Origin of the sequence: Methylobacterium nonmethylotrophicum, from assembly GCF_004745635.1 — a bacterium.
Classification (GTDB): Bacteria; Pseudomonadota; Alphaproteobacteria; order Rhizobiales; family Beijerinckiaceae; genus Methylobacterium; species Methylobacterium nonmethylotrophicum.
In genome coordinates, this window is record NZ_SRLB01000030.1 from 12,411 (window position 1) to 34,683 (window position 22,273).

Sequence of the window (22,273 nt, forward strand, 5' to 3'; positions counted from 1 at the left end):
ACAAAGATTGCGGTTCAGACACGATTGCTGTAGTTACGTAACGTTCCTGATCGACAGAACACAGAGACTAAATTCCTCTCATCGTCATCCGACGTGACTCCCGGACCGCCGCGCGGCGGTGCCGAGGCGGGCGTTCGGGATGCCGCACCGATCGGGACGAGACGCGAAGAACGCCGGACGACCGGCCGCCAAGGGGGCCATTCATGACGATCATCAAGGGGATCCTGCTCGCATCCGCGGCCGGGCTGGCCGTCGCGCCGGCGGCGCGCGCCGCCGATCTGCCGGCCAAGAAGGCCGCGCCGGTCGAGTACGTCCGGGTGTGCTCGGCCTACGGGGCCGGCTTCTTCTTCATCCCCGGCACCGATACCTGCCTGCGCGTCTCCGGCCGCGCCCGGTTCGAGTACGGCTATCAGGGCGCCTATACCCGCTCCGGCACCACCGGCGACTACAGCGGCTACCGGTCGATCGGCCGCCTCAACCTCGACGCCCGCACGCAGACCGCCTACGGCACGCTGCGCGCCTTCGTGCGCTTCGAGCTCGCCTCCCGCACCGGCATCCCGACGATGCATTCGGGCACGCAGAACCGCATCGCCCAGGCCTTCCCGGCGCTCGGCGTCGACACGTTCGGCCGCGCCCAGCAATTCGTGAACGTCGACAAGGCCTTCATCCAGTTCGCCGGCCTCACCGCCGGTCGCGCGGCCTCGTTCTACGACTTCTACGCCCACGACTTCGAGTACATCGCCGCCACGATGAGCTCGGACGTCGCCTCGACGAACCTCGCCGCCTACACGGCGACCCTCGGGCAGGGCTTCTCGGCCACGATCTCGGTCGAGGATCCGATCTTCCGCAAGACCCCGACCTTCGCGGCGACGAGCACGGCCGGCTTTCCGGCCTCGACCGCGCTCGCGCCGATCTTCCTCGGCTACAGCGCGGCCGGGGTGCCGACCGGCGTCGGCTTCACCGACGTGATCCAGCGCTCCCGGATGCCGGATTTCGTCGGCGTCCTGCGCTACGACGGGGGCTGGGGCTCGGCCCAGGTCTCGGCCGCCGTGCACGACATCAATACCGGCAACGCGGTCCCGGGCAACTTCACGGGAACGAATCTCGGGGTCGCCCTCAGCGACGCGAACCGGCGCACCCTCGCCCGGACCCCGACGGAGTACGGCTGGGCGGTCCAGGGCGGCGTGAAGGTCAACCTGCCCTTCCTGGCCAAAGGCGACGCCCTGTACCTGCAGGGCGCGTACGGCGAGGGCGCCAGCCTGTATACCGGCGTGACCTCCTACATGGGTTCCTACAGCGCCAGCGCCTCGTCGATCCAGGGCTCGGCCTTCAGCCAGTTCTTCAGCGACGCGACGCTCAACCCCTTCACCAACCGGCTCGAGCTCTCGACCAGCTTCTCGGCGGTGGCCTCGCTGCTGCACTACTGGACGCCGGAACTGCGCTCGGCGGTGTTCGGCTCCTACGGCGAGGTCAAGTTCGCCCAGGGCGCCCGCGCCGCCCAAGGGGCCTATTTCGGCGTGACCGGCACCGGCCCGGGCACGCCCGGGACGCGCTTCTACGCCCTGAGCCAGACCCTGCGCGACAGCTACCGCTTCGTGGTCGGCGGCAGCCTGATCTGGTCGCCGGTCCGCGACCTCGATATCGGCGCGGAGGCGATGTACACCCGCTACGGCGTGCAGAATGGGCGCGTGCTCGACCTCAGCCGCTACCCGAACCAGACCGCCGCCTACGTGAACAACTTGGCGAACCCGGTCTTCACGACCTCCAGCGTCGACGCGGTCCAGGTGCGCGCGCGCATCCAGCGGGACTTCTGAACCGATCGCGGATGCGGGGACCGGCGCGACCTCGACGCGCCGGTCCCCGGTCAGACCACGACCGCGACCTTCGCGCCGTCCATCGTGAGGTTCACGCCGGTGACGTAGCTCGCCCTCGCGGAGGCCAGGAACACGACCGCCGCGGCGATCTCCTCCGGCTCGGCCATGCGCCCGAGCGGGATTCCGGCCTCCGCCAGGGCCTGCGCCTCGGCGACCGCGATGCCCTGCAGGGCCGCCTCGGCCTGCATGCCCTCGGCCACCCGGTCCGTCCGGGTCAGGCCGGGACTCACGCCGACGACCCGGACGCCCTGCCCCGCATAGGCCTGGGCGAGGCCCGCCGTCGCCAGCATCAGGGCGGCGTTGGCGGCCCCGCCGGCGATGTGGGTGGGGGCCGCCACCTTGCCGCCATTGCCGATGACGTTGACGATCACGCCGGTTCCGCGCGCCGCCATCCGCTTCACCGCCGGATCGAACACGTTGACGTAGGTGAAGAGCTTGGCGTCGAAGGCGGCGCGCCAGCGCTCGGGCGTGAGGTCGGCGGGCGGGACCCGCCGCGCGGCGCCCGCGCTGTTCACCAGCACGTCGGTGGGCCCAAGCTCGGCCTCCAGCGCGTCGAGGGCGGCGAGCGCCTGACCCGGGTCGACGAGGTCGGCGGCGTAGCCCGCCACCGCGCCGAGCGCGGCGCGGGCGCGGTCGAGATTGGCCTGCGAGCGCGAGACGATCCCGACCTTCGCGCCCTCCTCCAGGAAGGCGCGGGCGCAGGCAAGGCCGATCCCCTTCGAGCCGCCGGTGATCAGCACGACCTTGCCGTCGAGTCCGAGCTTCATCGTGGTCCCTCCCCTATTGGTCCTGCGCGCCGAGGCTGTCTCGCGTCACGCCGCAGCCCGGAATCGTCTGTTGATCTGGTTGTCAAGGAGTCCCGTTCCGCCGTGGCGGGATGCGGGGTCTGGAGGGCGATCCGGAGCCCCGCCGTCTTCCCGCTCCGCCCCGCCCCTGCTTCAGGATCTCGCGCGGGCGCCGGTGATTCGCCCGCCCGGGAGGCAGCGCATGAGCGACGAACTCGTCTTCTACACCCACCCGATGTCCCGCGGGCGCATCGTCCGCTGGATGCTGGAGGAGGTCGGGGCGACCTACCGCACCGAGATCCTCGGCTACGGCGCAGCGATGCGGGATGCGGCCTACCGGGCGATCAACCCTCTGGCGAAGGTGCCGGCCCTGCGCCATCGCGGCGTCACCGTGACCGAGACGGCGGCGATCTGCGCCTACCTGGCCGACGCCTACCCGCAGGCCGGTCTCGCCCCGGCGCCGGAGAGCCCCGCGCGCGGCGCCTATTACCGCTGGCTGTTCTTCGCCGCCGGACCGGTCGAGGCGGCAGTGACCAACGCGGCCCTCGGCGTCGCCGTGCCGGAGGAACGGCGCGGCATGGTCGGCTACGGCAGCCTGGCCGAGGTCCTCGACGCCCTCGAGGACGCCGTCGCGAAATCCGAGTATCTCGCCGGCGGGCGCTTCTCGGCCGCCGACCTCTACCTCGGCTCGCACCTGATGTGGGGGATGCAGTTCGGCTCGATCGAACGGCGGCCCGCCTACGAGGCCTACGTTGCACGCCTCGCCGGCCGCCCGGCGGCCGTGCGGGCGCGGCAGATCGACGACCGGATCATCGCCGAGACGCAGAAGGGCTGAGGGCGGGATGCGGAGGGAACGTCCGGCGCCCGGCCGCGTTCGCACCGCGACGCAGCGGAAACGCCCGCGACGAGACCTGACGGAGATCCCATGGCCAACGACCTCATCCACGACGTGTTCGGCGGCGAGCGCAACCTGACCACCAAGGAGCGGACCATCTCGGTCGTGCTCGGCCTCGGCCTCGCCGCCGCGGCGGCGCAGCCGCGCCCGAACAAGTTCCTGAGCCTCGCGGCCCTGGTCGCCGGCTCGCTCCTGGCGATCCGCGGCGCCACCGGCCACTGCGCCGCCAAGTCGCTCATGAACGGCGGCTCCCACGCGCCGGTGCGGATCTGACGAGAGCCCGGGGCGCCCGCGCGGCGCCCCGGCTCCCGCAGGCGCCCCATCCACGATGAAGAAAGGCCCGCACCGGGATGCCGGTGCGGGCCTTTCCTCAATCCGTGGGGGGAGCCGGCGGGAGCCCGCCGGCCCGGAGGCGTGTCAGAGGACCGTGCTGCGGCGGCGGCCCTGGATGAAGCCGAAGATCGCCAGCACGATCACCGCGCCGATGACCGAGGCGATCAGGCCCGCGCCCTCGTTCGGCGGGTACCAGCCGGTGACCTGTCCCAGGAACGTCGCCACGAAGGCGCCGACGATGCCGAGAAGCGTGGTCATGATGAAGCCGCTCGGCTCGTTCGCCGAGCCGGGCATGATGAACTTCGCGATGACACCGGCGACGAAGCCGATGATGATGGTCCACAGGATCGCAAGCATGGGTGCTGCCCTTCGGCTCCGCTTCGATGGGTGACAAACGCGCAGCCTGTGCCGGTGGTTGCGCCGGGGTTCGGCCTTCACGCTCCGCTTCGCGCGTTCCCCGCGGCGGGAGGCCCTTTACGCCGGGCGCGGTTCGGCGGCACAAGGCGCCGGAGCGCCGTTCCAGAGCCTCGAGGAGTTCCCGATGACCATCACGCGTTTCGAGACCGGCACCCGGATGAGCCAGGCGGTGGTTCATAACGGCACCGTCTACCTGGCCGGCCAGGTCGCGGACCAGGTCTCGAACAACGAGGGCGTCGAGGCGCAGACCAAGGACATCCTGGGCCAGATCGACGCGCTGCTGGCGAGCGTCGGCAGCGACAAGACCCGGCTCCTCTCGGCCACGATCTACCTCGCCGACATGTCGACCTTCGCGGAGATGAACCGGGCCTGGGACGGTTGGGTCGCGGCCGGCCATGCCCCGGCCCGCGCCACCGTCGAGGCGAAGCTCGCCGGCCCGCAATACCGGGTCGAGATCTCGATCATCGCCGCGACCGGGGCCTGAGGATGCGGCTCCTCCGGCGCGGTGTCCTGCGGGCGGCTGCCTCTCTCCTCGCTCTCGCGGCGGCGCCCGCGGCCCTGGCCGCGCCGGAGCGGGTCGTCAACATCTACAACTGGTCGGATTATATCGACCCCAAGATGCTCGACGCGTTCACGCGCGAGACCGGCATCAAGGTCGTGTACGACACCTACGACACCAACGAGATCGTCGAGACCAAGCTGCTCGCCGGCCGCTCGGGCTACGACATCGTGGTGCCGTCCGGCCCGTTCCTGCAGCGCCTGATCAAGGCGGGGGCCTTCCAGCCCCTCGACAAGGCGAAGCTGCCGAACCTCAGGCACGCCTGGCCCGAGGTGACGGCACGGCTCGCCACCTACGACCCCGGCAACGTCTACGCCGTCGACTACATGTGGGGCACCACCGGCATCGGGGTGAACACCGCGCTGGTCCGCGAGCGCCTCGGGGCGAACCAGCCGCTCAACACCTGGGACATCGTCCTGCGCCCGGAGCTGATCGCCAAGCTCAAGGATTGCGGCGTCACGATGCTGGACTCGCCCGAGGACATCGTTCCGAGCGTGCTCCAGGCCCTGGGCTTGAAGCCCGATTCGCGCCGTACCGACGACCTCGACAAGGCCGGCGAGGCGCTGTTCCGCATCCGCGGCGCGGTGCAGAAGTTCCATTCCTCGGAATACATCAACCAGCTCGCCAACGGCGACGTCTGCCTGTCGGTCGGCTATTCGGGCGACGTGCTGCAGGCGCGCCGGCGCGCCCGCGAGGCCAAGAACGACGTCGACATCGCCTACATCATCCCGCAGCAGGGCGCCCTGATGTGGTTCGACGCCTTCGCGATCCCGAAGGACGCCGCCCATGCCGCGGAGGCCCACGCCTTCATCGACTTCATGATGCGCCCCGAGGTGGCGGCGGCCAACACCAACTTCGTGGCTTACGCGAGCGGCAACCTCGCGGCCAAGGCCCTGGTGAAGCCCGAGATCCTCTCGGATCCGGGCATCTACCCGGACGAGGCCACCTTCCGCCGGCTGTTCACCAACACCGCCTACGACGACCGGACCCAGCGGGTGGTGACCCGGCTCTGGACCCGGGTGCGCACCGGGCGCTGACCGCGCCCTGCTCGCGGCCACGCTTAGGCCAAACGAACGGTACAGAAGCAGGGCCGTCCGTGCTACTTACGGTGCATGGGCGATCCCTGCGAACCCGTCCTGCTGATGCTCCGGACCGCGCGAGAGGCGGTGACGCCCCTCGCCGGACAGCTCGCGGCCAAGGGTTACGGCGTCATCGACGCCGTGGGACCCGAGCTGAGCCCGGCCCTCACCGCCCCGGGAATCGGGCTGCCGGTGGTCGACCTGGCGCTGGTGAGCGCGGACCTGTCCGCCTCGCCGGACCTGCCCGAGATCGCGGCGCGGCTGCGGGCGGCCTGGCCCCGGGTGCCGGTGGTGCGCCTGCCCACCCTCGCGCGCGACCGGAGCCTCGACGAGATCTGCGAGCAGCTGGACGAGATCGTCCTGGCGGTGGTCCAGAGCCGCGCCGACGCGGAGCGGCTGCGGGATGAGGCGCAGGGGCTCGCCGCGCAGGTCCGGCGGGCCCGCGCCGGGCTCGACGACGCCGTGGCGGATGCGCGGCGCCTGATGAGCGAGGCCCGGCACCTCTCCGATCGGGGCCGGCCCGGAAAGAGCTGGCCCTGAGGAGCCCGCTCTCCGGGAGCGGGCCGTTCAGTGCGGAGCTCGCGCCGGGCCTCAGTCCTTGAGGTCGTCCGGCACCTTGCCGCCGTTCTCCTCGAGCTTCTTGATGACCTGCTTGTGCAGCCAGACGTTCATGGTGGCGGAATCGTCGGTGTCGCCGCTGTAGTGCAGCTCCTTGGCCAGCTCCTTGCGGGCCGACAGGCTGCTGTCGAGGTGGAGCAGCTTCATCAGGTCGACGATCGAGGTGCGCCAGTTCAGCGGCTGGCCGGCCTTGGCGGCGAGGTCGTTGAGCACCGCCTCGACGTCCACCTTGCCGTCAACCTTCGGCACCGCGCCGCCGCCCGCGGGCGAGGCCCCGGCCGGGGCCGTGCCGGTCTGCGTCGTCTCGCCCGGCGTCTGCGCCTGGGCCTCGCCGCCGCCGAAGGGGTGCAGGATCTTGCCGACGATCGTCCCGAGCAGGCTCATCGTATCATCCTCCGTGTGGGGCTCTGGGTCAGGGGCCGCCGCGCAGGCGGCCGAGGGCGGATATAGGGTGCGCTCGCCCTGCGGCAGCGCCGGCATGGTAACGAACGGCCCCGCTCGCCGTTCCTCGCAAACACGTGCTGCTGCCATCGGTGCGCGACCATCCGGGCGCTTCACGCGCCCGCAGGATGGGATAAGGGACGTGGCGGAAGAAGGACCTCGGGCGGGCCGCAGGGCCGGGGCCCGGGGATGCGCGTGGGACAGGCATGACAGGGGATCCGATCCGCCGGGCGCTCGACGACGTCTGGTACTGCGTCGGCGAGAGCCGCAGCGTCCGGCCCGGCGGGATGCGCGCGGTGAGCCTCGGCGAGGAGGCCGTGGTGGTCGGGCGCGAGGAGTCGGGGGCGCTGTTCGCGCTGCGCGACCGCTGCCCGCATCGCGGCATGGCGCTCTCGGCCGGCCGGATCGTCGACGGCAACCTCGTCTGCCCGTTCCACGGCTGGCAGTTCCGGCCCGACGGCGTCTGCGCGGCGATCCCGGCGCTCGCCCGCCGGGACGACGCCAACTTCGCCTCGGTGCGCCTCGCCCGCTTCGCGGTCGAGGAGAAATCCGGCCTGATCTGGGTGAATGCGGGCCAGAACCCCGAGGCGGCGCCGCCGATCCCGGAGGTCGATTTCGCCTATAGCGGCCAGCTGGTCGAGATCCTGGAGGTCGAGGCCTCGTTCGACCTTGTGGCGTTGAGCTTCGTCGATCCGGCCCACGTCGCCTACGTGCACGATTCGTGGTGGTGGCGCCCGTCGAAGACCATGAAGGAGAAGGTGAAGCACTTCGCCCCCTCGCCCTTCGGCTTCACCATGACGAGCCACACGGCGAAGACCGCCTCGCTGGCCTACCGCCTGCTCGGCTCGATCCCCGAGGTCGAGATCGAGTTCCGGCTGCCGGGCGTGCGGCTCGAGCGCATCACCGCAGGCGAGAAGCGCCTGGCCAACTACACCTTCGCGTCGCCGCTGGCGAACGGGCGCACCGCGCTCATCAACGCGATGTACTGGAACATCTCAGGCCTCAATTTGCTCAAGCCCCTCGCCCGGCCGCTGATGCGCCAGTTCCTGGGCCAGGACCGGGACGTGCTCCAGGTCGCCCAGCGCGGCCTCGACCGCAAGCCCGCGATGGTGCTGATGGGCGAGAGCGACGTGCAGTCGCAATGGTACTTCAGCCTCAAGCGCGAGTTCCTGCGCGCCCGCGAGGCCGGAGCCGCCTTCGTCAATCCTCTCGAGCCGCGGGAGCTGCGCTGGCGGAGCTGAAGCGGCTGAAACTACTGCTCCCGGTCGCCGTCAAGGCGCAAAATCATTCTGCGCGTGAGAATTTCGCACTTGCGGCCCACACCTGTCGTCTTATGCAAGGGATGACAGCCGCTCCGGAGAACCAGATGTCCGAGGACGTCTTCCGCATCATCTACAAGAGCACGGCCGCGCACCGGGCCGAGGTGATGCTGGGACAGGGCCATATCGCGGACATGCTCGCCACCGCGCGGCTGCGCAACCAGGCGGCGCAGGTGTCCGGCGTGCTGGTCTATACCGGCCTCGGCTTCTTCCAGGTGCTGGAGGGCCCGCGGGCCGGCGTCCAGGCGATCTTCGAGTCGATCCTGGTCGACCGGCGCCATCACACCCTGGCCGTCATCGAGATGGACGTCGCGGCCGAGCGCCGCTTTCCCGGCTGGAGCATGGGGTTCCTGGGCATCACGGAGGAGCTCGACGACCGGCTCAACCGTGCCGGACCCGGGATGGCCTGCGGGCCCGAGGCCCTCGATCAGCTCCTGCGCCGGACCTTGCTCCTCCTCGTCGACAGCCCGATCAGCCTGCCGTGGCTCGGCGCGCGCGCGGCGCTCGAGGACGGCCTCGGCCCGGCCCCGTCGTCGCGGCACTCCTGAGCGGGGCCCTCCTGAGGGCGGGCGGTCAGGCCTGCGCCGCCAGCAGCCCCACCGCCACCGCCGGGCCGCAGGTCGACGCGAAGGCGGCGGCCTCCGGGGCGAGGCGCGGGGCGATCAGGTCGGCGAGGTCGTCGGCCCGGCGCCGGAGGCGCGCGGCCAGCCGCGCAGCGACGAAGCGGCCGGCGCCGCAGATCACCAGGGGGGCGTCCTCCGGCAGGTCGCCGCGCGACAGGATCAGGCCGGCGGCGTCGTGCAGCAGGCGCAGCTGCGCCTCGGCGAAGAAGCCGGCCAGCCGGATCCAGTCGGTGCCCGTCCCCTCGTGGCGGTCGCGGCCGATCATCCGGGCGAGGCGGATCTCGGTCTCGGGAATCGACTTGCCCTTGAGGTCGGCGGCGTCCTGCTGGTCCTCCGCCTCGGGCAGCAGGCCGAGCAGCCGGTAGGCATCCGCCGTCGTGGCGAAGCACTCGGCCATCAGCGCGGTGCGCCGGCCGCGGAACGGGGCGGCCGGGGCGAGGGCGAGGAGCGGGGTGCGCACCACGCCGGTATAGACGAGCTCGGCCGTCTCCAGCCGCTCGGCGTCGCTGTAGCCGAGCGCGTGAGGATGTCCGTCCAGGATCGGGATCAGGTCGGCGGTGGTCGAGCCGATATCGACGAGGAGCGCGCAAGAGCGCGACAGCCCGACCAGGCGGGCGGTGGCGTGCCAGTTGGCGCTGGCGACATCGGGCGCCTGCGCGGCGGCGGCCTCGGGCGGCACGAAGCCGCCGCGCCCGGCATAGATCGCGACCTCGCCCGGCAGGTGGCGGCCGGCCCAGGCGGCGAGCGCCGCCACCCCGGCGGCCCGGTCCGGGAAGCAGTCGGTCAGCTCGCCGGTCATCGTCACGGCGTGGCGGGCGGGCTCCCGGGTCCAGGGCGGCAGGCCCGCGACGGTGGCGTCGAGGGCCGGCAGGCCGTTCCAGAGCGGGCACGGCGCCTGCACCACCGCCCGCACGCGGCCCTCCTCGACCAGCGCCGCCTTGACATGGACCCCGCCGAGGTCCCAGCCGATGACGCGACGGAGCGGAGCGGAGGCGACAGGATGGATCACGGTCGGGTCTCGGTCGGTGCAGGTCGGGGCGGGGTGGCATGAGCGGCGCCCCCTCCGCAAGCCGGACCGAGGTGGTGCCGGTCCTCGACCTGCGCGGCGGCGTCGTGGTGCGGGCCAGGGCCGGCGACCGGGCGCGCTACGCGCCGATCGTCACGCCGCTCAGCCCGGGCAGCGCCCCGGCCGACGTGGCGCGCGGCCTGCTGTCCGCCTGGCCGGCGCGCCGGCTCTACGTCGCCGACCTCGACGCGATCGTGGATGGCACGGCCCCCGATCTCGGGTCCCTGCGGGCGATCGCGGCGGCCTGCCCGGGGGTGGAGCTCTGGGTCGATGCGGGCTTTTCCACGCAGGACGGCGTCGCGGCCTTCCTGGCCTCCGGCCCGCGGGACGTCGTCTGGCGGCCGGTGCTGGGCAGCGAGAGCCAGGCCGACGCCGCCCTGGTGCGCCGGCTGGGCTGCGCGGCGGTGCTCTCTCTCGACACCCGGGACGGCCTACCCCTCGGGCCCGCCGCCCTGCACGAGGATTCCTCCGCCTGGCCGCCGGAGGTGATCGTGATGACCCTCGCGCGGGTCGGCAGCGGCGCGGGGCCGGACCTCGAGGGCCTCGCCCGCCTCAAGGCGCGGGCGCCGGATACCGCCTTCTACGCCGCCGGGGGCCTGCGGGGGCCCGAGGACCTGCCGGCCCTGGAGGCGGCGGGCGCCGCCGGGGTGCTGGTCGCGAGCGCGATCCACGACGGGCGGCTGCGGATGTGACACGAAAGAGGGAGGGCCCGGCGGGCCCTCCCGGTGACGGTCTCGGCGTCAGCGCCCGAGAAAGATGGAGGCCAGTCGCTGGAACAGCCCCTGCGGCGGAGGCGGCGGGGGCGGCGGTGGGGGCGCCGCTGACTGTTCCGGACGGTCTCTTGTCTAAGCCACGTTCGCCGCGAAGGGGTGGTGGGCGGTCTTGTACTGCTGCGTGACCTCGGCGGCGGTCGGCGTGCCCTTGATGGCGCGCTGAATCGACAGCTTCGTGGCCTCGTAGTTGTACTGCTCGATCTTGGCGTCGTCGGCGGCTTCCCAGTGGATGAACACGCCGACCAGGATGTAGAGGTCGTCCGCCTCGGAGGCCGGGATGATCCCCTCGGCGACGCAATCCTGCACCGCCTTGGCGACGGCGTGCTGGGCCGGGCCGAACATCTGGACGGCCTGGCGCGCGTCGTTGATGGTGACCTTGTTGAACAGCAGGGTGTTGGGCTTGCACGGCAGGTTCGGCGCCACCACCGCGAGCAGGCTGGTGAAGCCGTGCTTGTTGTTGGTCAGGCTGTTGCAGAACGCCGTCTCGGCGGCGCTGCCGCGCGGGCCGATGATGAGGTCGATATGCGCCACCTCGTTGCCGTCGCCGACGAGGGCTTCGCCCACCATCACCTTGTTGATCGTCGCCATGTGGGGCTTCTCCCAGGTGTCGATAAGGTTAGCCGGCCGCGCTGACAGTGCGGCCCGGCCCCGCCATCCTTGTTGTCGGCGTCCAGCGGAAGGCCGAACCGGTTGTCCGGATAGCGCCGGGACCCTACAGCGCCGCTGAACCGTGAACAAGCCGGCCGAACCGCTAGAACCGGTGATTTCGGTCCCGCCGCCCGAAGGAAAGCCGTGTGGGGACTAAGACTTATTGGCAGGTTGCGCGGGCCCGGATCCGGTCCCGGCCTTGCAGCGCGCGAGGGCGTCCAGGAACAGCGTCGCCACGGTCAGGTCGGCGCTGGTGCCGGGGTTGAGGCCTGCCGCCTTGAGGGCGGCGTCGTGCGCCATGAGCGCCGCCCGCGCGCCCTCGCCGAGGGCGAGCCCGCGGAAGGCCGTCTCGGCCTGTGCCCGCACCGTTTCCGCGACGGCGGGCCCGAATTTGCGCACGAGGTGGCTGTCGGGAAAGCCGGTCAGGAAGGCGAGGTGGACCGCCGTGGTGGTCCAGGGCTCGGACAGACCCCGGTCGCGCGCCGCCGCCAGCGCCGGCAGCCCGGTCGCGAACAGGTCCTCGAACCCGGTGACGTAGGCCCGGGCGATGCGGTCGCGCCCGGCCGCCTCCGCCATCGCGGCGAGGAGCGGCGGCGGCGGGCCTACCGCCGTCACGTCGTGGCGCTCCGCCCGGCCGAGGCCGCCGGGAGCGGCGAGCCGGATCGCCGCGTAGACCCCCGCCGCATCGCCTGCGTCGAGCCCCGCCAGCACCGCCGCGAGGCCGGCCCGCGGGGCACCGGGCCGCTCGGCGGCGGCCGCAAGCGGCGCGCAGAGCAGGACGATGCCGAGATTGGTGTTTTGCCCGGTGGCGGCCCGGGTGGCGGCGACGGCCGCCTCGGCCCGGGCCCCGACCCGGGCGCCCGCCGCCGCGAGATGGGGCGCGGAGGCCACCGCGCTCGCCTCAAAATCCGCGACGCTCATCCGGTGCCCGGCGGCGTGGACATGGACGTTGCCGGGCTTGATCGCCGCCAGCTCCGCCCGGCAGGCCGCCAGGTACGCCTCGGCGATGATTGCGGGGCCGAGGGCGGGCGCGCCGTCCATCACGCCGGCCCGGCCAGGGCGAGACGCGGCCCGTGCCCGGCCTGCACCGCCGCCAGGAAGCCGGCCGCGACCTCCCGGGCGATGTCGACCTCCGTCACCTGCTGCAGGCCCGACCAGGCCGGCATGCTGTTGACCTCGAGCACCAGGAACCCGCCCTCCCCGTCCTCGACGAGATCGACCCCCGTATAGGCGCAGCCGACCGCGGCGGCGGCGGCCTCCGCCAGCGACGCGGCCCGGGCCGGCGGGCGCCAGGGCAGCGGCCGGCCGCCGCGATGAACGTTGGTGATCCAGCCGTCGCCCTCACGGATCATGCCCGCCACCGCCCGGCCGGCGCAGACGAAGATCCGGTAATCCTGCCAGGCCCCGTCGCGCCGGGCGACGTAGCGCTGCAGGTAGTAGACCCGGCCCACCAGCTCCTCGGGCGGCAGCTCCTCGGGACGCGCGATCAGCTGCAGGCCCTCCCCTTGCGAGCCGAACAGGGGTTTCAGCACCAGCGGCCGGCCGGGCGCGGCCTCCCGGGCCACGACGGCGGCGGCGGCGTCCCGGCGCGAGAGCACGAAGGTCTCGGGCGTCGGGATGCGATGGCGGGCGAGGAGCAGGCTCGTCATCGCCTTGTCGACCGAGCGCTCGATGGCCGAGGGCCCGTTCCACACCACGGTGCCGGCGGCGACGAGGGCATGGAGGGCGCCGAGCCGCATCGTGGTCGCCTCGAAGGTGCCGCCCGCGATGGTGCGAAGCAGAACTCCGTCCGGCAGGCCGTCGCCGAAGCCCGGCACGCGCAGGGGCTCCGGATGCCCGGTCTCGACCGTGACGTCGGCGAGCGAGAACAGCCGGGGGGCCGCGCCGAGATCCGTCAGGGCGGCGAGGAGCCGGGTCCGGTGCCAGGTGCCGTTATCGGCCGCGAGCCCGATGCGCATCGACACGATCAGGCGAAGGAGCGCGCCACCAGCTCCGGCACCAGCCGGCCGGCCCGGTGGCTGGCGCCGGAGCGCAGCGAGGTCACCACCACCTCGGCCGGGCTGAACAGGTGCTTGTCGATGGCATAGAAGTCGCCGTTGAAGCGGGAAAAGATCTCCGCGAAGGGCGCGCCGTGGTCGCGCGAGGTGGTGCTCGGCAGCGCCTCGGCGAGGCCCTTCGCGTCGGCATCGTCCGCCTCGACGAAGAGCTGCACCCGCCCGCCATAGATGATGGCGTCGTTGGTGCGGCCCATCGCCTGGATGAAGTCCGGGTGCGGCGGGCTCAGCGGCGCGGCACCGAGCCCGTCCACGATGGCGTTCAGGTCGAACCCGACCGAGTGCGCCTTGTGCAGGGCGACCTCCAGCACCCGGGCGACCACCTGGGTCGCGCCGGCGAGGCTCTGGGTCGGGGCGTACACGAAGGTGACGGCGGCGGGCTCAACGCCCGCAGCGGCCGCCACCTTGGCGGTGACGGAGGGCGGCGGCGGGCTGCCGGATTCGAGCACGAGGGCGATGCACGAGGCCGCATCGCGGTAGGCCAGTTCCTCGAACAGGGGCTCGGCCGCGGCCGCCGCCCGGCCCGGGCCGGAGCCGAGGGCGAAGAAGCCCGAATCGCCCTCCTCGTCGGCGAGGTTCCAGCCGGCATACTGGCTGCCGAGGCAGGCGAGCACCGGATCGGCGCTGTGGACCATCAGGGTGAAGGGCCAGGCCTCGAGAGGCCCGGCCGGGCCCAACGTGACGGTGCCGAGGCCGCCGAGGCAGATCTCGGCGATGCGCCGGCCGGCCTCGACCGAGCCCCGCACCCCCGCCCCGGCATCGATCAGCCGCGCCCCGTCCGGCGCCCGGCTCACCGCGAGCCGCAAGGCGACCGCGTCGGCCGCCAGGGCCTCGACCAGGGGGGCCGCGAGGGCATTCACGCTCGGACGGGGGGCGGTGCTGGGGGCTGAACTCATCGGGGTACTCCCTCGGGCCGGGTGCGGCGGGAGGTGCTTGCCCCTGCCCCATCCCCGGCCGAACCAATCGGTGGCCTCTGCGGGCCTTTGTTGCTCTACGAATGAATCTCGGAATCCCCCTCTCCCGTTTGGGAGAGGGGATCCGGCGATCTTTTGTTGAGGATGGGGCGGTGGCCGGCGAAAGCCAACGTACCGCAGCGGGATCTCTCCTCCAGCCGCGCCCGCAGGGCCCCGGCCCGCGCCGTGACCGCGATCCGGGCCGCCGCCGCGTCCGGTCCCTCGGCCATGACCGTGCAGATCGGCGCCCCGGCCTCGACGCGGCTGCCGGCGGGCGGGCGGTCCATCGCCCAGTCGGGCCAGTCGAGGGGCGGCACCACGGGAATCGCCGATCCTGCGTAGAGGATCTCGGTCGCGGCGGCGCCCGGGGCGGGCTGGACCTCCGGCAACCGGCCGCGGCAGGCGGCGAGGTGGGCGGAGAAGAGCGGTGACGGCCCCCGATCGAGCACGTCCAGGGTGGCGCCGGGGCGCGGATTGACCTCGAGGAGCCACCAGCTCTCGCTCTCGACCAGGAGATCGGCGCTGACGAAGCCGCAGAGGCCGGTCGCGGCGACGAGGCCGGCGAGCGCCCGTCCGGCGGCCTCCCGCACCGCCGGGGGCAGCGCGGCCGGGCCGGCGGCGCCGGCGTAGCGGAACGGCCGGTCGGGCGAGGGCGCCGCCCATTGCTCCGTCACCGCCAGCACGGCGGCGGCGCGGCCGTCGGCAAGCGCATTGAGCGAGCGGGGCCGGCCCGGCATGCGGCGCTGGAGGTAGGCGCCCGCCGGCAGCCGCCCCGGTGCGCCCGGCCGGATATGGCCTCCGCCCGAGGCGCCGCGCCGCTTCACCAGCCAGGCGTCGGGATCCGGCACCGGCGCGAGGGCGATCTCCGGATGCGGGATGCCGAGGCGCCGGCACAGGGCCGCGAAGCCGGCGGGATCCTTCAGGGTCGCGACCGCGTCGGGGCGAGCGCCGAGCAGCGTGTAGCGCCGGGCGAGGCGGCGCATCAGGGCGGGCGCCCCCTCGAAGCCGGAGCCGAGGACGAGGCCGGCCGGGTGCCCGGCCTCCGCCGCCAGGGCGGCCAGGGCCGCCTCCACGCCCTGCGCACCCGGCCCTGCGCCGAGGCGGCCCGGCACGCGGCGGTAGCCGGCCGCCAGCGCGCGGGTGTCCTCGTCGCCGAACAGGTCGGCCACGAAGGGGCGGTAGCCCGCCCGCCGGGCGGCGGCGGCGAGCGCCCGGCCGGATTGCGCCGCGATCAGGACCGCCTCGCCGGTCATGCCGCGCCCTCGCCGGTGATGTCGACGGCGAGCCGGTAGGCGTCGCGGAAATCGAGGACGAGTGGCTGGTCGGCCTGGAGCAGGCGGCGGAAGAGCCCGGCCTGGGTCCGGTACTTCACGTTGCCGACCGCGAGCGCCCCGATGCCGACGCCCCGCCCGCCCGGCAGCGGGGCGGCGTCGGCCTGGACGTCGATCCCCGCGATGCCGGCCGGCGGCACGGCGTTGACGTCGGCGGCGACGCGGAGGCGGCCGGCCTGGGCCAGGTCCTCGGGTCCGAGGACCTGCACGCCCGCGGCGGCTGCCGACAGGATCACCTCGGCGTCCCGCACGGCCGCGACGCGGGCCTCCGGCGTCGCGCCGTCCGCCGCCTCGACCGCGACCCCGAAGCGGGCCCGCATGCCCTCGGCGATCGCCGCCACCCGCTCGCGGCCGTCATACCCGATGATGACCGGATGCGCCCCTTCCTGCGCGGCGATCACGGCGGCGCAATAGGCGACGACGCCGGTGCCGCCGAAGATCGCGACGCGCTTGCCAGCGAGCCCCTCGCCGAACTTTTCCGTCAACGCCCGGGCCACGCAGGCCACCATGGCGGCGCCGGTGGTGAAGGAGCCGGCGGGATCGGCGACGACGTGGTTCAGGAAGGGCGGCACGAAGGCGCCGGTCGCGGCGTCCACCATGTCGAGGGCGGCCTCGGCGTTCTTGCCGCCGATGAAGATCGCCGTGCGGAGGCCGTCCTGCGGCGCACGGGAGAAGATCGAATCCTGGACGAGCGGCGCCACCTCGCCGGGCGCCACCCCCGTATAGGTCGCCACGACGTCGAAGCCGGCATCCACCGCCATGTTCACGTCGAACGGGCTCATGTGCCTGAGCGGCGTCAGCATGTGCAGGATCGAGCGGGCCATCCGAACCTCCCCCGGAGCGGCGAACGCGACCCGCATCGCGGAGGATGACGAGGCCTGCCCCGCTTGTACGCCGGGCAGCCCCGCCTGTGGCCTGTACGTTAGTGCGACGCGCCGGCGATGGGCCGGCGCGTCGCCCGATCGCGCTACCGGATCGACGAGCCGGCGTAGAACGGGTCGCGGGGCGCCTCGGGCAGGTAGTCGGCGTAGAAGGCCTTCACGTGCGGAAAAACGGCGCGGCCCAGCTCCCGGCGGGCCACCTCCTCGGGCGACCGCGGGCGTCCCAGCACCTCGGCGATCTCCGCCAGCACGGCGTCCCGGTCGACCTTGGTGAAGCGGCCCTCGGCGTAGACAAGCTCGCCGTCGATGTAGACCGCATCGACGCACTCGGTCTTGGCGCGCTGGACCAGGGCGTCGAGGACCGGGATGTCGGGATCCTGGAACGGGTAGGTGGCGCGCGTCCAGTTGATCAGCGCGGCGTCGAAGCCGCGGCCGGGATCGAGGCGGCCGATCTCGGCCCCGAAGGCGGTGGTCATCGCGCCGGATTCGGTCGCCATCTTCACCACCTGCGAGGGCGTCGGCACGTCGTCGTCGTCCATGCCCGGCACCCGGTGGACCCTGAGCGCCAGCCGCAGCTCCTGGAGCATGTCGCGGTCGTCGTTGATGCCCGCCTCGTCGAGGCCCATCCCGACCGTGATGCCCTTCTTCTCCCAGGCGTTCAGGGGCGCGAGGCCGGAGCGCAGGCGGAAGTTCGAGGAGCAGTTGTGGCAGATGCAGGTGCCGGTCTCGGCCACGATGTCGATGTCCTCGGCATTGAGCCAGACGCCGTGGCCGAGGGTCATGTGGGGTCCCAGCACGCCGAGGTCGTGGAGGTGGCGGAGCGCCGTCTTGCCGGTGCGGCGGCGGGCATATTCCTTCTGGTAGGCGGTCTCGAGGAGGTGCATGTGCATCGGCACCCCGGCGGCGCGGGATTTCTCGTGCAGCGCCACCAGCCCCTCGTCGGTGCACCAGTGGAGGTTGGCCGGCGCGAGCTGGATCCGCGTCAGGCGCTGGCCCGCATTCTCCTCCCGCAGCTGGTCGAACAGGCGCAGGAAGTCGGAGAACGGCATCGCCTGCGCCTTGAGGTGGGCGGAAAGCTGCGCCCCGAGATCGGCCGGCAGGCGGGCGCAGAACGCCTCGTCGGCCTCGTAGACGAGGCGGTTCTGCTCGCGCACGGCATAGCAGTAGGAGGCCCGCATGCCGAGGCTGCGATAGGCATTCAGGGTCTTGGTCGCGGCGGCGTGGATCGCGTCATAGCCGCCGGCCATCCAGCCCTGGATGTGCTGGACCGTGGTGATCCCCGAGGCCACCATCTCGAAGGCGGAGTAGAGCGTGTCGAGGGTGAGGTCGAGGCGCCGGGCCGGCAGGCGGCTGGCGAACCACAATTCGAGCGCGTAGTCGGGCGAGCCGAGCTGGAGCGGGGTGAGCCCGACATGGTGGTGGCTGTTGACGAAGCCCGGCAGCATGACGTGACCGGGATAGCGGCGGATGTCCGCCGCAGGGGCGTCCCGCTGCATCGCCTCGAGCGGGCCGACCGCCACGATCACGCCGTCGCGCGAGAGCACGGCGCCGTTCTCGATGATGACCGGCGTGTGGCGGTCCTTGATCCCGGTGACGACCCAGCCGGCCTGGACGATGAGCTCTGCCATGGAAGTCCGTGTCCCGTTACGCGATGGGGAGTGAGAGCCGGAGGGGATCCGGCGTGAGGGCGACGACGACCGGGCCCGGCGCGCCGGGCCGCCGCGCCGCCAGGACGTGGCCGTCCTGGCCGACGACGAGGCTCTCCCCGTCGTGCCGCACCGGCCGGCCGAGGACCCGCTCGGTGCCGTAGCGGGCGGCCGCGACGGCGGCGACGCGGCAGCGCCGGGCGTGGCCGGACAGCTCGGCCTCGAAGAAGCCCGGCGGGTCCCCGGGCGCCGGCCCGGCGACCAGGATTGCGACGAGGTCGGCCTCCGCCGCCGCCGCATCCCAGGACGCGGGAAAGCGCCGGTCGTAGCAGACGAGGCCCGCGACCCTGAGGCTGCCGCCGCCCGGGAGCCCGACCCGCACGGCCGGCCACGCCGCGGGACCGGCCCGGAAATGGTCGGCCTCGCCGAAAGGCTCGCCCGGCAGCGGCGGCGGCAGCCGGTGTTTCGCCGCGATCCGGGTCAGAGTGCCGTCCGGTTGGGCGAGCAAAGCCGCATTGAGCGGCAGCGCCGCGCCGGATTCGGCGAGCGCCAGGCCGAACAGCACGGCCAGGCCGTGGCGGCGGGACAGCGCCAGCATCCGCCGGGCGGTGGGGCCCGCCGCCGGTTCGGCGAGGTGGCGCCAGCGCGCCGGGTTCGCCCCGGCGACGTAAGGAAGCACCGTCAGCTCCGGCAGGACCGCGAGGGCGGCGCCCGCGGCGGCAGCCCCGGCGAGGCCCGCCTCGACCTCCCGCCAAAGGTCCTCCGGATCGGCCCCGGCGGGGCCGACCGGGATGGCGGCGACGCGGCACCAGGAGGTCATCGCGCCGCGGCGGCCTCCTGCTCGGCGAAGGCCCGGTCGACTTCGGCGCCGAGGAGGTCGGTGAACAGGTCGCGATAGGCATGGTAGCGCGGGTCCCGCGACGGCCGCGGCCGCGGCAGGTCGATCGGCACGATCGTCTTCACCCGGCCCGGCCGGGCGGTGAACACCACGACCCGGTCGGCGAGGGAGATCGCCTCGTCGATGGAGTGGGTGACGAGGAGGACCGAGGCGCCGCTGTCGCGCCAGACCTGGAGCAGAAAGTCCTGCATGCGCGAGCGGGTCTGGACGTCGAGGGCCGCGAAGGGCTCGTCCATCATCAGCACCTTCGGCCGCATGGCGAGCGCCCGGGCGCAGGCGGCGCGCTGGCGCATGCCGCCCGACAGCTCGTCCGGCTTCTTGTCGAGCATGTCGCCGAGGCCGACCCGGCGCAGCATCTCCACCGCCTGCTCCCGGCGCTTGACCGGCGGCACGTGCCGCACCGCGAGCCCGAAGGCGACGTTGTCGGCGATGGTGAGCCAGGGGAACAGCGAGGCGTCCTGGAAGATCAGGCCGCGCTCGGCGCTCGGACCCGTGACGGGCTCGCCATCGGCCAGGATCTCGCCGCCGGTGACCTCCTCGAGCCCGGCGATCATGTAGAGGAGCGTGGACTTGCCGCAGCCGGAGGGCCCGAGCAGCACCACGAACTCGCCGGGCGCGACCTCGAAGTCGAGGTCGGCGAGGGCCTGGACCGGGGCGCGCCCCTCCGGCATCCAGCGCTTCGAGACGGCGCGGATCGCGACGGCGGGGCGGGTCATCGGCCGCCTCCCGGGCCGACCCACCACAGCATCCTGCGCTGGACCTGGCGCAGGGCGAAGTCGGACAGGAAGCCGAGCACCCCGATGATCGCCATGGTGAAGAACACCAGCTTGGCGTTGAAGGTCGAGCGCGCCATCGAGGTGATCTGCCCGAGCCCCGTCCCGACCCCGACCGTCTCGGCGATCAGCACCACCATCCAGGCGGCGAACAGGTTGAGGCGCAGGGTCATGAACAGGCTCGGCAGGATCGCCGGCAGGACCACGCGCCAGAAGGTCTGCCGACCGGTGGCGCCCATGATCCGGGCGACGTGGATGTAGGTCTTGGGCACGCTCTCGATCTGCGCGCCCGTCGACAGCACGATGGTGAAGAACAGGGTGATGAAGACGAGGAAGATCGCCGGCTTGTCGCCGATGCCGAACACGAAGATCGCGACCGGCAGCCACGCCACCGGGGAGATCGGGGCGAGGAGCAGCACCGTCGGCAGCAGGAGGTTGCGCAGGAGCCGCACGTAGTGGATCAGCGCCCCGACGAGGACGCCGCAGACGAAGCCGAGGGCGAGGCCGACGAAGACCCGCATCGTCGTCCAGGCCATGGTGACGAGGAGCGCCATGACCCCGCCGCCGCTCGCCACGCTGCCGATCCGGTTCGAGCGGTCGAAGTAGCGCAGCGTCCCGGGGATGTCCTGCAGGAACAGGTGGGGCGGCGGCAGGAGCAGCGGGTTGACGAGGTCGAGGGCCCACAAGCCTTCCCACAGGCCCGCGAACAGGCCGAGGGAGACGAGGGCCCAGCCGAAGGCCGCGAGGCGCCGGCGCCAAGCGGGCGGGAGCCCCGGCAGCGCGGCGCGCGGCGGTCCGGGGGGCGTGACGACGGCCGATCGGGTCGAGAGCAGAATGGTCGTTCTCCATCGTCAGTCCGGGGCCGCGACGGCGGAGCCCGGAGCCGAAGGGGTGCGCGGAGGTCGGGCTCGTGCGATCGGCGAGATCGATCCCGCGGGACACATCCATCCCGACCACGACCTCATCCTGAGGTGCTTGCGAAGCAAGCCTCGAAGGAGGGCTCCAGGAACCGCGGAGACTTCTGGAGCCCTCCTTCGAGGTCAGTCGATCAAAGATCGACTGACACCTCAGGATGAGGTCGTGGGCGGGACGCAACGCGTCGTGTGAGTCAGGCAGGATCTGGGGCTCGCCTTGCGGTGTCGCCGTTGACTTACGCCGCCTTCAGCTTCAGGCCCGCATAGAGCCCCTTGTTCTCGGCGATCACCGCCTCGAGCAGGCTCCAGTCGAAGGCGCCTTCGTCCGGGGCCTTCTTGACGTAGCCGAGTTCCTGCATCGAGGCGCCGCGGGCGATGATGAACTTCGTCTGGTCGCGCTGGTCGACCACGATCGGCTGCTTGGAGGAGGCGTCGACCGCCGCCTCCATGCTGGTCTTGTAGTACTTGCCGACCGTGTCCTTGAGGGCGGCGCCCTTGTCCGCCTCGGCCTGGGACTGGGCGACGAACAGAGCCTTGATCACCGCCTTCACGGCGGCCGGGTTGCTCTTGATCAGCGGCGCGCGCACCGCGAGCACGCAATCCGAGTAGCCCTTGCCGTAGACGTCGGTGCCGTCCGACAGGACCTTGGCGCCCTTGCGCCCCATGACGCATTGCGAGGCGTAGGGCTCGATGTGGCAGATGGCGTCGAGGGCGCCCGCCATGAACGCCTGGGCGAGTTCGGGCGAGGTGTCGAGGTACTTCACGTCGACGTCGCGAAAGCTCATCCCGGCCTTCTTGAGGTAGTCGTAGGGCAGCACCTCGAGGGTGTCGGCCTGGAAGGTGCCGAAGGTCTTGCCCTTGAGATCGGCCGCGGAAGCGATGCCCTCGCGCGCCACGATGATGCAGCCCTGGACGCCGCCGCCGGCGACGATCCGCACCGGCGCGCCGGCATCGTACAGGGTCATGAAGTTCGAGTACGGGATCATCGACATGTCGACGAGCCCGGCCCCGAACATGGTGGTGATCTCGGTGTTCGAGGGCGTCACCACGAAGTCGAGCTCGACGCCGTCGGCCTTGGTCAGCCCCCGCTCCTTGGCGAGGAACATGCCCATGTTGCAGAAGCCCGAGCCGTGGGTGGCCTTCAGGGTGGCGGCGGCGAGGGCGGGACTCGGCGCCAGGAGGGCGGCGAGATGCGCCGGCAGGGCCAGTGACGCGGCGGCGCCGGCGCCCCGGCCGAGGAACCCCCGCCGGGAGAGGTTGCGGTAGAACGACCCGTCACGATCGCACATGGCTTAAGTCCCGTCTCAAAGACGTGGACGTCCGGTGAACGGCACTCTCACCGCGGCACTCGGCGAGACCGCCTCAGCCATGCACGCGCATGGCCGGGCGGACC

24 protein-coding genes are annotated in these 22,273 nt (G+C 72.6%); 9 read left to right on the top strand and 15 right to left on the bottom strand.

The annotated features are described in order from the left end of the window. The first annotated feature begins 203 nt into the window (after positions 1 to 203). Positions 204 to 1,814 (top strand): porin, encoded by a 1,611-nt coding sequence (locus EU555_RS28275; RefSeq protein ID WP_135418721.1) that lies wholly within the window; start codon positions 204 to 206, stop codon positions 1,812 to 1,814. Positions 1,815 to 1,864: 50 nt separating this feature from the next. Here EU555_RS28275 and EU555_RS28280 read toward each other — a convergent pair whose 3' ends face one another. Beyond that, complete coding sequence (locus EU555_RS28280; protein ID WP_135418722.1) at positions 1,865 to 2,641, bottom strand: SDR family oxidoreductase; 777 nt, start codon at positions 2,639 to 2,641, stop codon at positions 1,865 to 1,867. A 220-nt stretch (positions 2,642 to 2,861) separates the two neighbouring features. Between EU555_RS28280 and EU555_RS28285 the strand changes: the two genes are divergently transcribed. Together EU555_RS28285 and EU555_RS28290 are read left to right on the top strand one after the other, a co-directional pair. Beyond that, a complete protein-coding gene (locus EU555_RS28285; RefSeq protein ID WP_135418723.1) occupies positions 2,862 to 3,494 on the top strand; it encodes a glutathione S-transferase family protein in 633 nt (210 codons plus the stop codon). Positions 3,495 to 3,584: 90 nt separating this feature from the next. Further along, a complete protein-coding gene (locus EU555_RS28290) occupies positions 3,585 to 3,827 on the top strand; it encodes a YgaP-like transmembrane domain (RefSeq protein ID WP_135418724.1) in 243 nt (80 codons plus the stop codon). Positions 3,828 to 3,971: 144 nt separating this feature from the next. On the opposite strand, the gene EU555_RS28295 is transcribed toward EU555_RS28290, so the two are convergent. Beyond that, positions 3,972 to 4,244: a GlsB/YeaQ/YmgE family stress response membrane protein gene (locus tag EU555_RS28295; RefSeq protein WP_135418725.1), complete on the bottom strand. Its 273-nt coding sequence runs from the start codon at positions 4,242 to 4,244 to the stop codon at positions 3,972 to 3,974. A 184-nt stretch (positions 4,245 to 4,428) separates the two neighbouring features. Here EU555_RS28295 and EU555_RS28300 point away from each other — a divergent pair, with 184 nt between their 5' ends. The 3 genes from EU555_RS28300 to EU555_RS28310 all read left to right on the top strand — a co-directional run bounded on the left by EU555_RS28300 (position 4,429) and on the right by EU555_RS28310 (position 6,482). Next, positions 4,429 to 4,788, top strand: coding sequence for a RidA family protein (locus EU555_RS28300; protein WP_135418726.1), 360 nt, complete (start codon positions 4,429 to 4,431; stop codon positions 4,786 to 4,788). A 2-nt stretch (positions 4,789 to 4,790) separates the two neighbouring features. Then, the gene (locus tag EU555_RS28305) at positions 4,791 to 5,900 is read left to right on the top strand and encodes a polyamine ABC transporter substrate-binding protein (RefSeq protein WP_167858679.1); all 1,110 of its coding nucleotides are present in this window, start codon (positions 4,791 to 4,793) and stop codon (positions 5,898 to 5,900) included. Positions 5,901 to 6,005: 105 nt separating this feature from the next. Next, positions 6,006 to 6,482 (top strand): hypothetical protein, encoded by a 477-nt coding sequence (locus EU555_RS28310; protein ID WP_167858680.1) that lies wholly within the window; start codon positions 6,006 to 6,008, stop codon positions 6,480 to 6,482. Between the two features lie 51 nt (positions 6,483 to 6,533). On the opposite strand, the gene EU555_RS28315 is transcribed toward EU555_RS28310, so the two are convergent. Then, on the bottom strand, positions 6,534 to 6,944 hold the full coding sequence (locus EU555_RS28315) for a DUF3597 domain-containing protein (protein WP_135418728.1): 411 nt from the start codon (positions 6,942 to 6,944) through the stop codon (positions 6,534 to 6,536). Positions 6,945 to 7,207: 263 nt separating this feature from the next. Between EU555_RS28315 and EU555_RS28320 the strand changes: the two genes are divergently transcribed. Together EU555_RS28320 and EU555_RS28325 are read left to right on the top strand one after the other, a co-directional pair. Continuing rightward, positions 7,208 to 8,242, top strand: coding sequence for an aromatic ring-hydroxylating oxygenase subunit alpha (locus tag EU555_RS28320; RefSeq protein ID WP_135418729.1), 1,035 nt, complete (start codon positions 7,208 to 7,210; stop codon positions 8,240 to 8,242). A 125-nt stretch (positions 8,243 to 8,367) separates the two neighbouring features. Next, on the top strand, positions 8,368 to 8,868 hold the full coding sequence (locus tag EU555_RS28325; protein ID WP_167858681.1) for a BLUF domain-containing protein: 501 nt from the start codon (positions 8,368 to 8,370) through the stop codon (positions 8,866 to 8,868). A gap of 25 nt (positions 8,869 to 8,893) precedes the next feature. On the opposite strand, the gene EU555_RS28330 is transcribed toward EU555_RS28325, so the two are convergent. Beyond that, complete coding sequence (locus EU555_RS28330; RefSeq protein ID WP_135418781.1) at positions 8,894 to 9,949, bottom strand: hydantoinase/oxoprolinase family protein; 1,056 nt, start codon at positions 9,947 to 9,949, stop codon at positions 8,894 to 8,896. Between the two features lie 41 nt (positions 9,950 to 9,990). Here EU555_RS28330 and EU555_RS28335 point away from each other — a divergent pair, with 41 nt between their 5' ends. Next, complete coding sequence (locus EU555_RS28335; RefSeq protein WP_135418731.1) at positions 9,991 to 10,701, top strand: HisA/HisF-related TIM barrel protein; 711 nt, start codon at positions 9,991 to 9,993, stop codon at positions 10,699 to 10,701. Positions 10,702 to 10,854: 153 nt separating this feature from the next. On the opposite strand, the gene fae is transcribed toward EU555_RS28335, so the two are convergent. The 11 genes from fae to EU555_RS28390 form a co-directional block, all read right to left on the bottom strand. After that, entirely contained in the window at positions 10,855 to 11,370 is a 516-nt protein-coding gene (gene fae / locus EU555_RS28340) for a formaldehyde-activating enzyme (protein WP_135418732.1), read from the bottom strand. A 213-nt stretch (positions 11,371 to 11,583) separates the two neighbouring features. After that, positions 11,584 to 12,471 (bottom strand): triphosphoribosyl-dephospho-CoA synthase, encoded by an 888-nt coding sequence (locus tag EU555_RS28345; RefSeq protein ID WP_135418733.1) that lies wholly within the window; start codon positions 12,469 to 12,471, stop codon positions 11,584 to 11,586. Further along, on the bottom strand, positions 12,471 to 13,388 hold the full coding sequence (locus EU555_RS28350) for an ATP-grasp domain-containing protein (protein WP_135418734.1): 918 nt from the start codon (positions 13,386 to 13,388) through the stop codon (positions 12,471 to 12,473). The genes EU555_RS28345 and EU555_RS28350 overlap by 1 nt, the downstream gene beginning before the upstream one ends. 8 nt (positions 13,389 to 13,396) lie before the next feature. Next, positions 13,397 to 14,380 carry a methenyltetrahydromethanopterin cyclohydrolase gene (mch, locus tag EU555_RS28355; protein ID WP_135418735.1) on the bottom strand — a complete coding sequence of 328 codons (984 nt, stop codon included), beginning with the start codon at positions 14,378 to 14,380 and terminating at the stop codon, positions 13,397 to 13,399. 95 nt (positions 14,381 to 14,475) lie between these two features. Further along, entirely contained in the window at positions 14,476 to 15,690 is a 1,215-nt protein-coding gene (locus tag EU555_RS28360) for an ATP-grasp domain-containing protein (RefSeq protein ID WP_135418736.1), read from the bottom strand. Next, positions 15,687 to 16,592: an NAD(P)-dependent methylenetetrahydromethanopterin dehydrogenase gene (locus tag EU555_RS28365; RefSeq protein ID WP_135418737.1), complete on the bottom strand. Its 906-nt coding sequence runs from the start codon at positions 16,590 to 16,592 to the stop codon at positions 15,687 to 15,689. Before EU555_RS28365 ends, EU555_RS28360 begins: the two co-directional genes overlap by 4 nt. A 143-nt stretch (positions 16,593 to 16,735) precedes the next feature. Next, positions 16,736 to 18,277 (bottom strand): amidohydrolase family protein, encoded by a 1,542-nt coding sequence (locus EU555_RS28370; RefSeq protein WP_135418738.1) that lies wholly within the window; start codon positions 18,275 to 18,277, stop codon positions 16,736 to 16,738. Positions 18,278 to 18,293: 16 nt separating this feature from the next. Continuing rightward, a complete protein-coding gene (locus EU555_RS28375; protein ID WP_135418739.1) occupies positions 18,294 to 19,115 on the bottom strand; it encodes a nitrilase-related carbon-nitrogen hydrolase in 822 nt (273 codons plus the stop codon). After that, positions 19,112 to 19,909, bottom strand: a complete 798-nt coding sequence (locus EU555_RS28380) for an ABC transporter ATP-binding protein (protein WP_135418740.1) — start codon at positions 19,907 to 19,909, stop codon at positions 19,112 to 19,114. The genes EU555_RS28375 and EU555_RS28380 overlap by 4 nt, the downstream gene beginning before the upstream one ends. Then, positions 19,906 to 20,802 (bottom strand): ABC transporter permease, encoded by an 897-nt coding sequence (locus tag EU555_RS28385; protein ID WP_135418741.1) that lies wholly within the window; start codon positions 20,800 to 20,802, stop codon positions 19,906 to 19,908. The genes EU555_RS28380 and EU555_RS28385 overlap by 4 nt, the downstream gene beginning before the upstream one ends. A 314-nt stretch (positions 20,803 to 21,116) precedes the next feature. Continuing rightward, positions 21,117 to 22,169, bottom strand: coding sequence for an ABC transporter substrate-binding protein (locus EU555_RS28390; protein ID WP_135418742.1), 1,053 nt, complete (start codon positions 22,167 to 22,169; stop codon positions 21,117 to 21,119). Positions 22,170 to 22,273: the final 104 nt, after the last annotated feature.

Coding starts and splice junctions, on each gene's coding strand:
- EU555_RS28370 (WP_135418738.1), bottom strand. CDS start 18,277: ATGGCAGAGCTCATCGTCCAGGCCGGCTGGGTCGTCACCGGGATCAAG.
- EU555_RS28335 (WP_135418731.1), top strand. CDS start 9,991: ATGAGCGGCGCCCCCTCCGCAAGCCGGACCGAGGTGGTGCCGGTCCTC.
- EU555_RS28310 (WP_167858680.1), top strand. CDS start 6,006: ATGCTCCGGACCGCGCGAGAGGCGGTGACGCCCCTCGCCGGACAGCTC.
- EU555_RS28305 (WP_167858679.1), top strand. CDS start 4,791: ATGCGGCTCCTCCGGCGCGGTGTCCTGCGGGCGGCTGCCTCTCTCCTC.
- EU555_RS28380 (WP_135418740.1), bottom strand. CDS start 19,909: ATGACCCGCCCCGCCGTCGCGATCCGCGCCGTCTCGAAGCGCTGGATG.
- EU555_RS28320 (WP_135418729.1), top strand. CDS start 7,208: ATGACAGGGGATCCGATCCGCCGGGCGCTCGACGACGTCTGGTACTGC.
- EU555_RS28350 (WP_135418734.1), bottom strand. CDS start 13,388: ATGCGCATCGGGCTCGCGGCCGATAACGGCACCTGGCACCGGACCCGG.
- EU555_RS28290 (WP_135418724.1), top strand. CDS start 3,585: ATGGCCAACGACCTCATCCACGACGTGTTCGGCGGCGAGCGCAACCTG.
- EU555_RS28365 (WP_135418737.1), bottom strand. CDS start 16,592: ATGGCCCGCTCGATCCTGCACATGCTGACGCCGCTCAGGCACATGAGC.
- fae (WP_135418732.1), bottom strand. CDS start 11,370: ATGGCGACGATCAACAAGGTGATGGTGGGCGAAGCCCTCGTCGGCGAC.
- EU555_RS28315 (WP_135418728.1), bottom strand. CDS start 6,944: ATGAGCCTGCTCGGGACGATCGTCGGCAAGATCCTGCACCCCTTCGGC.
- EU555_RS28295 (WP_135418725.1), bottom strand. CDS start 4,244: ATGCTTGCGATCCTGTGGACCATCATCATCGGCTTCGTCGCCGGTGTC.
- EU555_RS28300 (WP_135418726.1), top strand. CDS start 4,429: ATGACCATCACGCGTTTCGAGACCGGCACCCGGATGAGCCAGGCGGTG.
- EU555_RS28285 (WP_135418723.1), top strand. CDS start 2,862: ATGAGCGACGAACTCGTCTTCTACACCCACCCGATGTCCCGCGGGCGC.
- EU555_RS28325 (WP_167858681.1), top strand. CDS start 8,368: ATGTCCGAGGACGTCTTCCGCATCATCTACAAGAGCACGGCCGCGCAC.
- EU555_RS28360 (WP_135418736.1), bottom strand. CDS start 15,690: ATGACCGGCGAGGCGGTCCTGATCGCGGCGCAATCCGGCCGGGCGCTC.
- EU555_RS28375 (WP_135418739.1), bottom strand. CDS start 19,115: ATGACCTCCTGGTGCCGCGTCGCCGCCATCCCGGTCGGCCCCGCCGGG.
- EU555_RS28280 (WP_135418722.1), bottom strand. CDS start 2,641: ATGAAGCTCGGACTCGACGGCAAGGTCGTGCTGATCACCGGCGGCTCG.
- EU555_RS28345 (WP_135418733.1), bottom strand. CDS start 12,471: ATGGACGGCGCGCCCGCCCTCGGCCCCGCAATCATCGCCGAGGCGTAC.
- EU555_RS28275 (WP_135418721.1), top strand. CDS start 204: ATGACGATCATCAAGGGGATCCTGCTCGCATCCGCGGCCGGGCTGGCC.
- mch (WP_135418735.1), bottom strand. CDS start 14,380: ATGAGTTCAGCCCCCAGCACCGCCCCCCGTCCGAGCGTGAATGCCCTC.
- EU555_RS28390 (WP_135418742.1), bottom strand. CDS start 22,169: ATGTGCGATCGTGACGGGTCGTTCTACCGCAACCTCTCCCGGCGGGGG.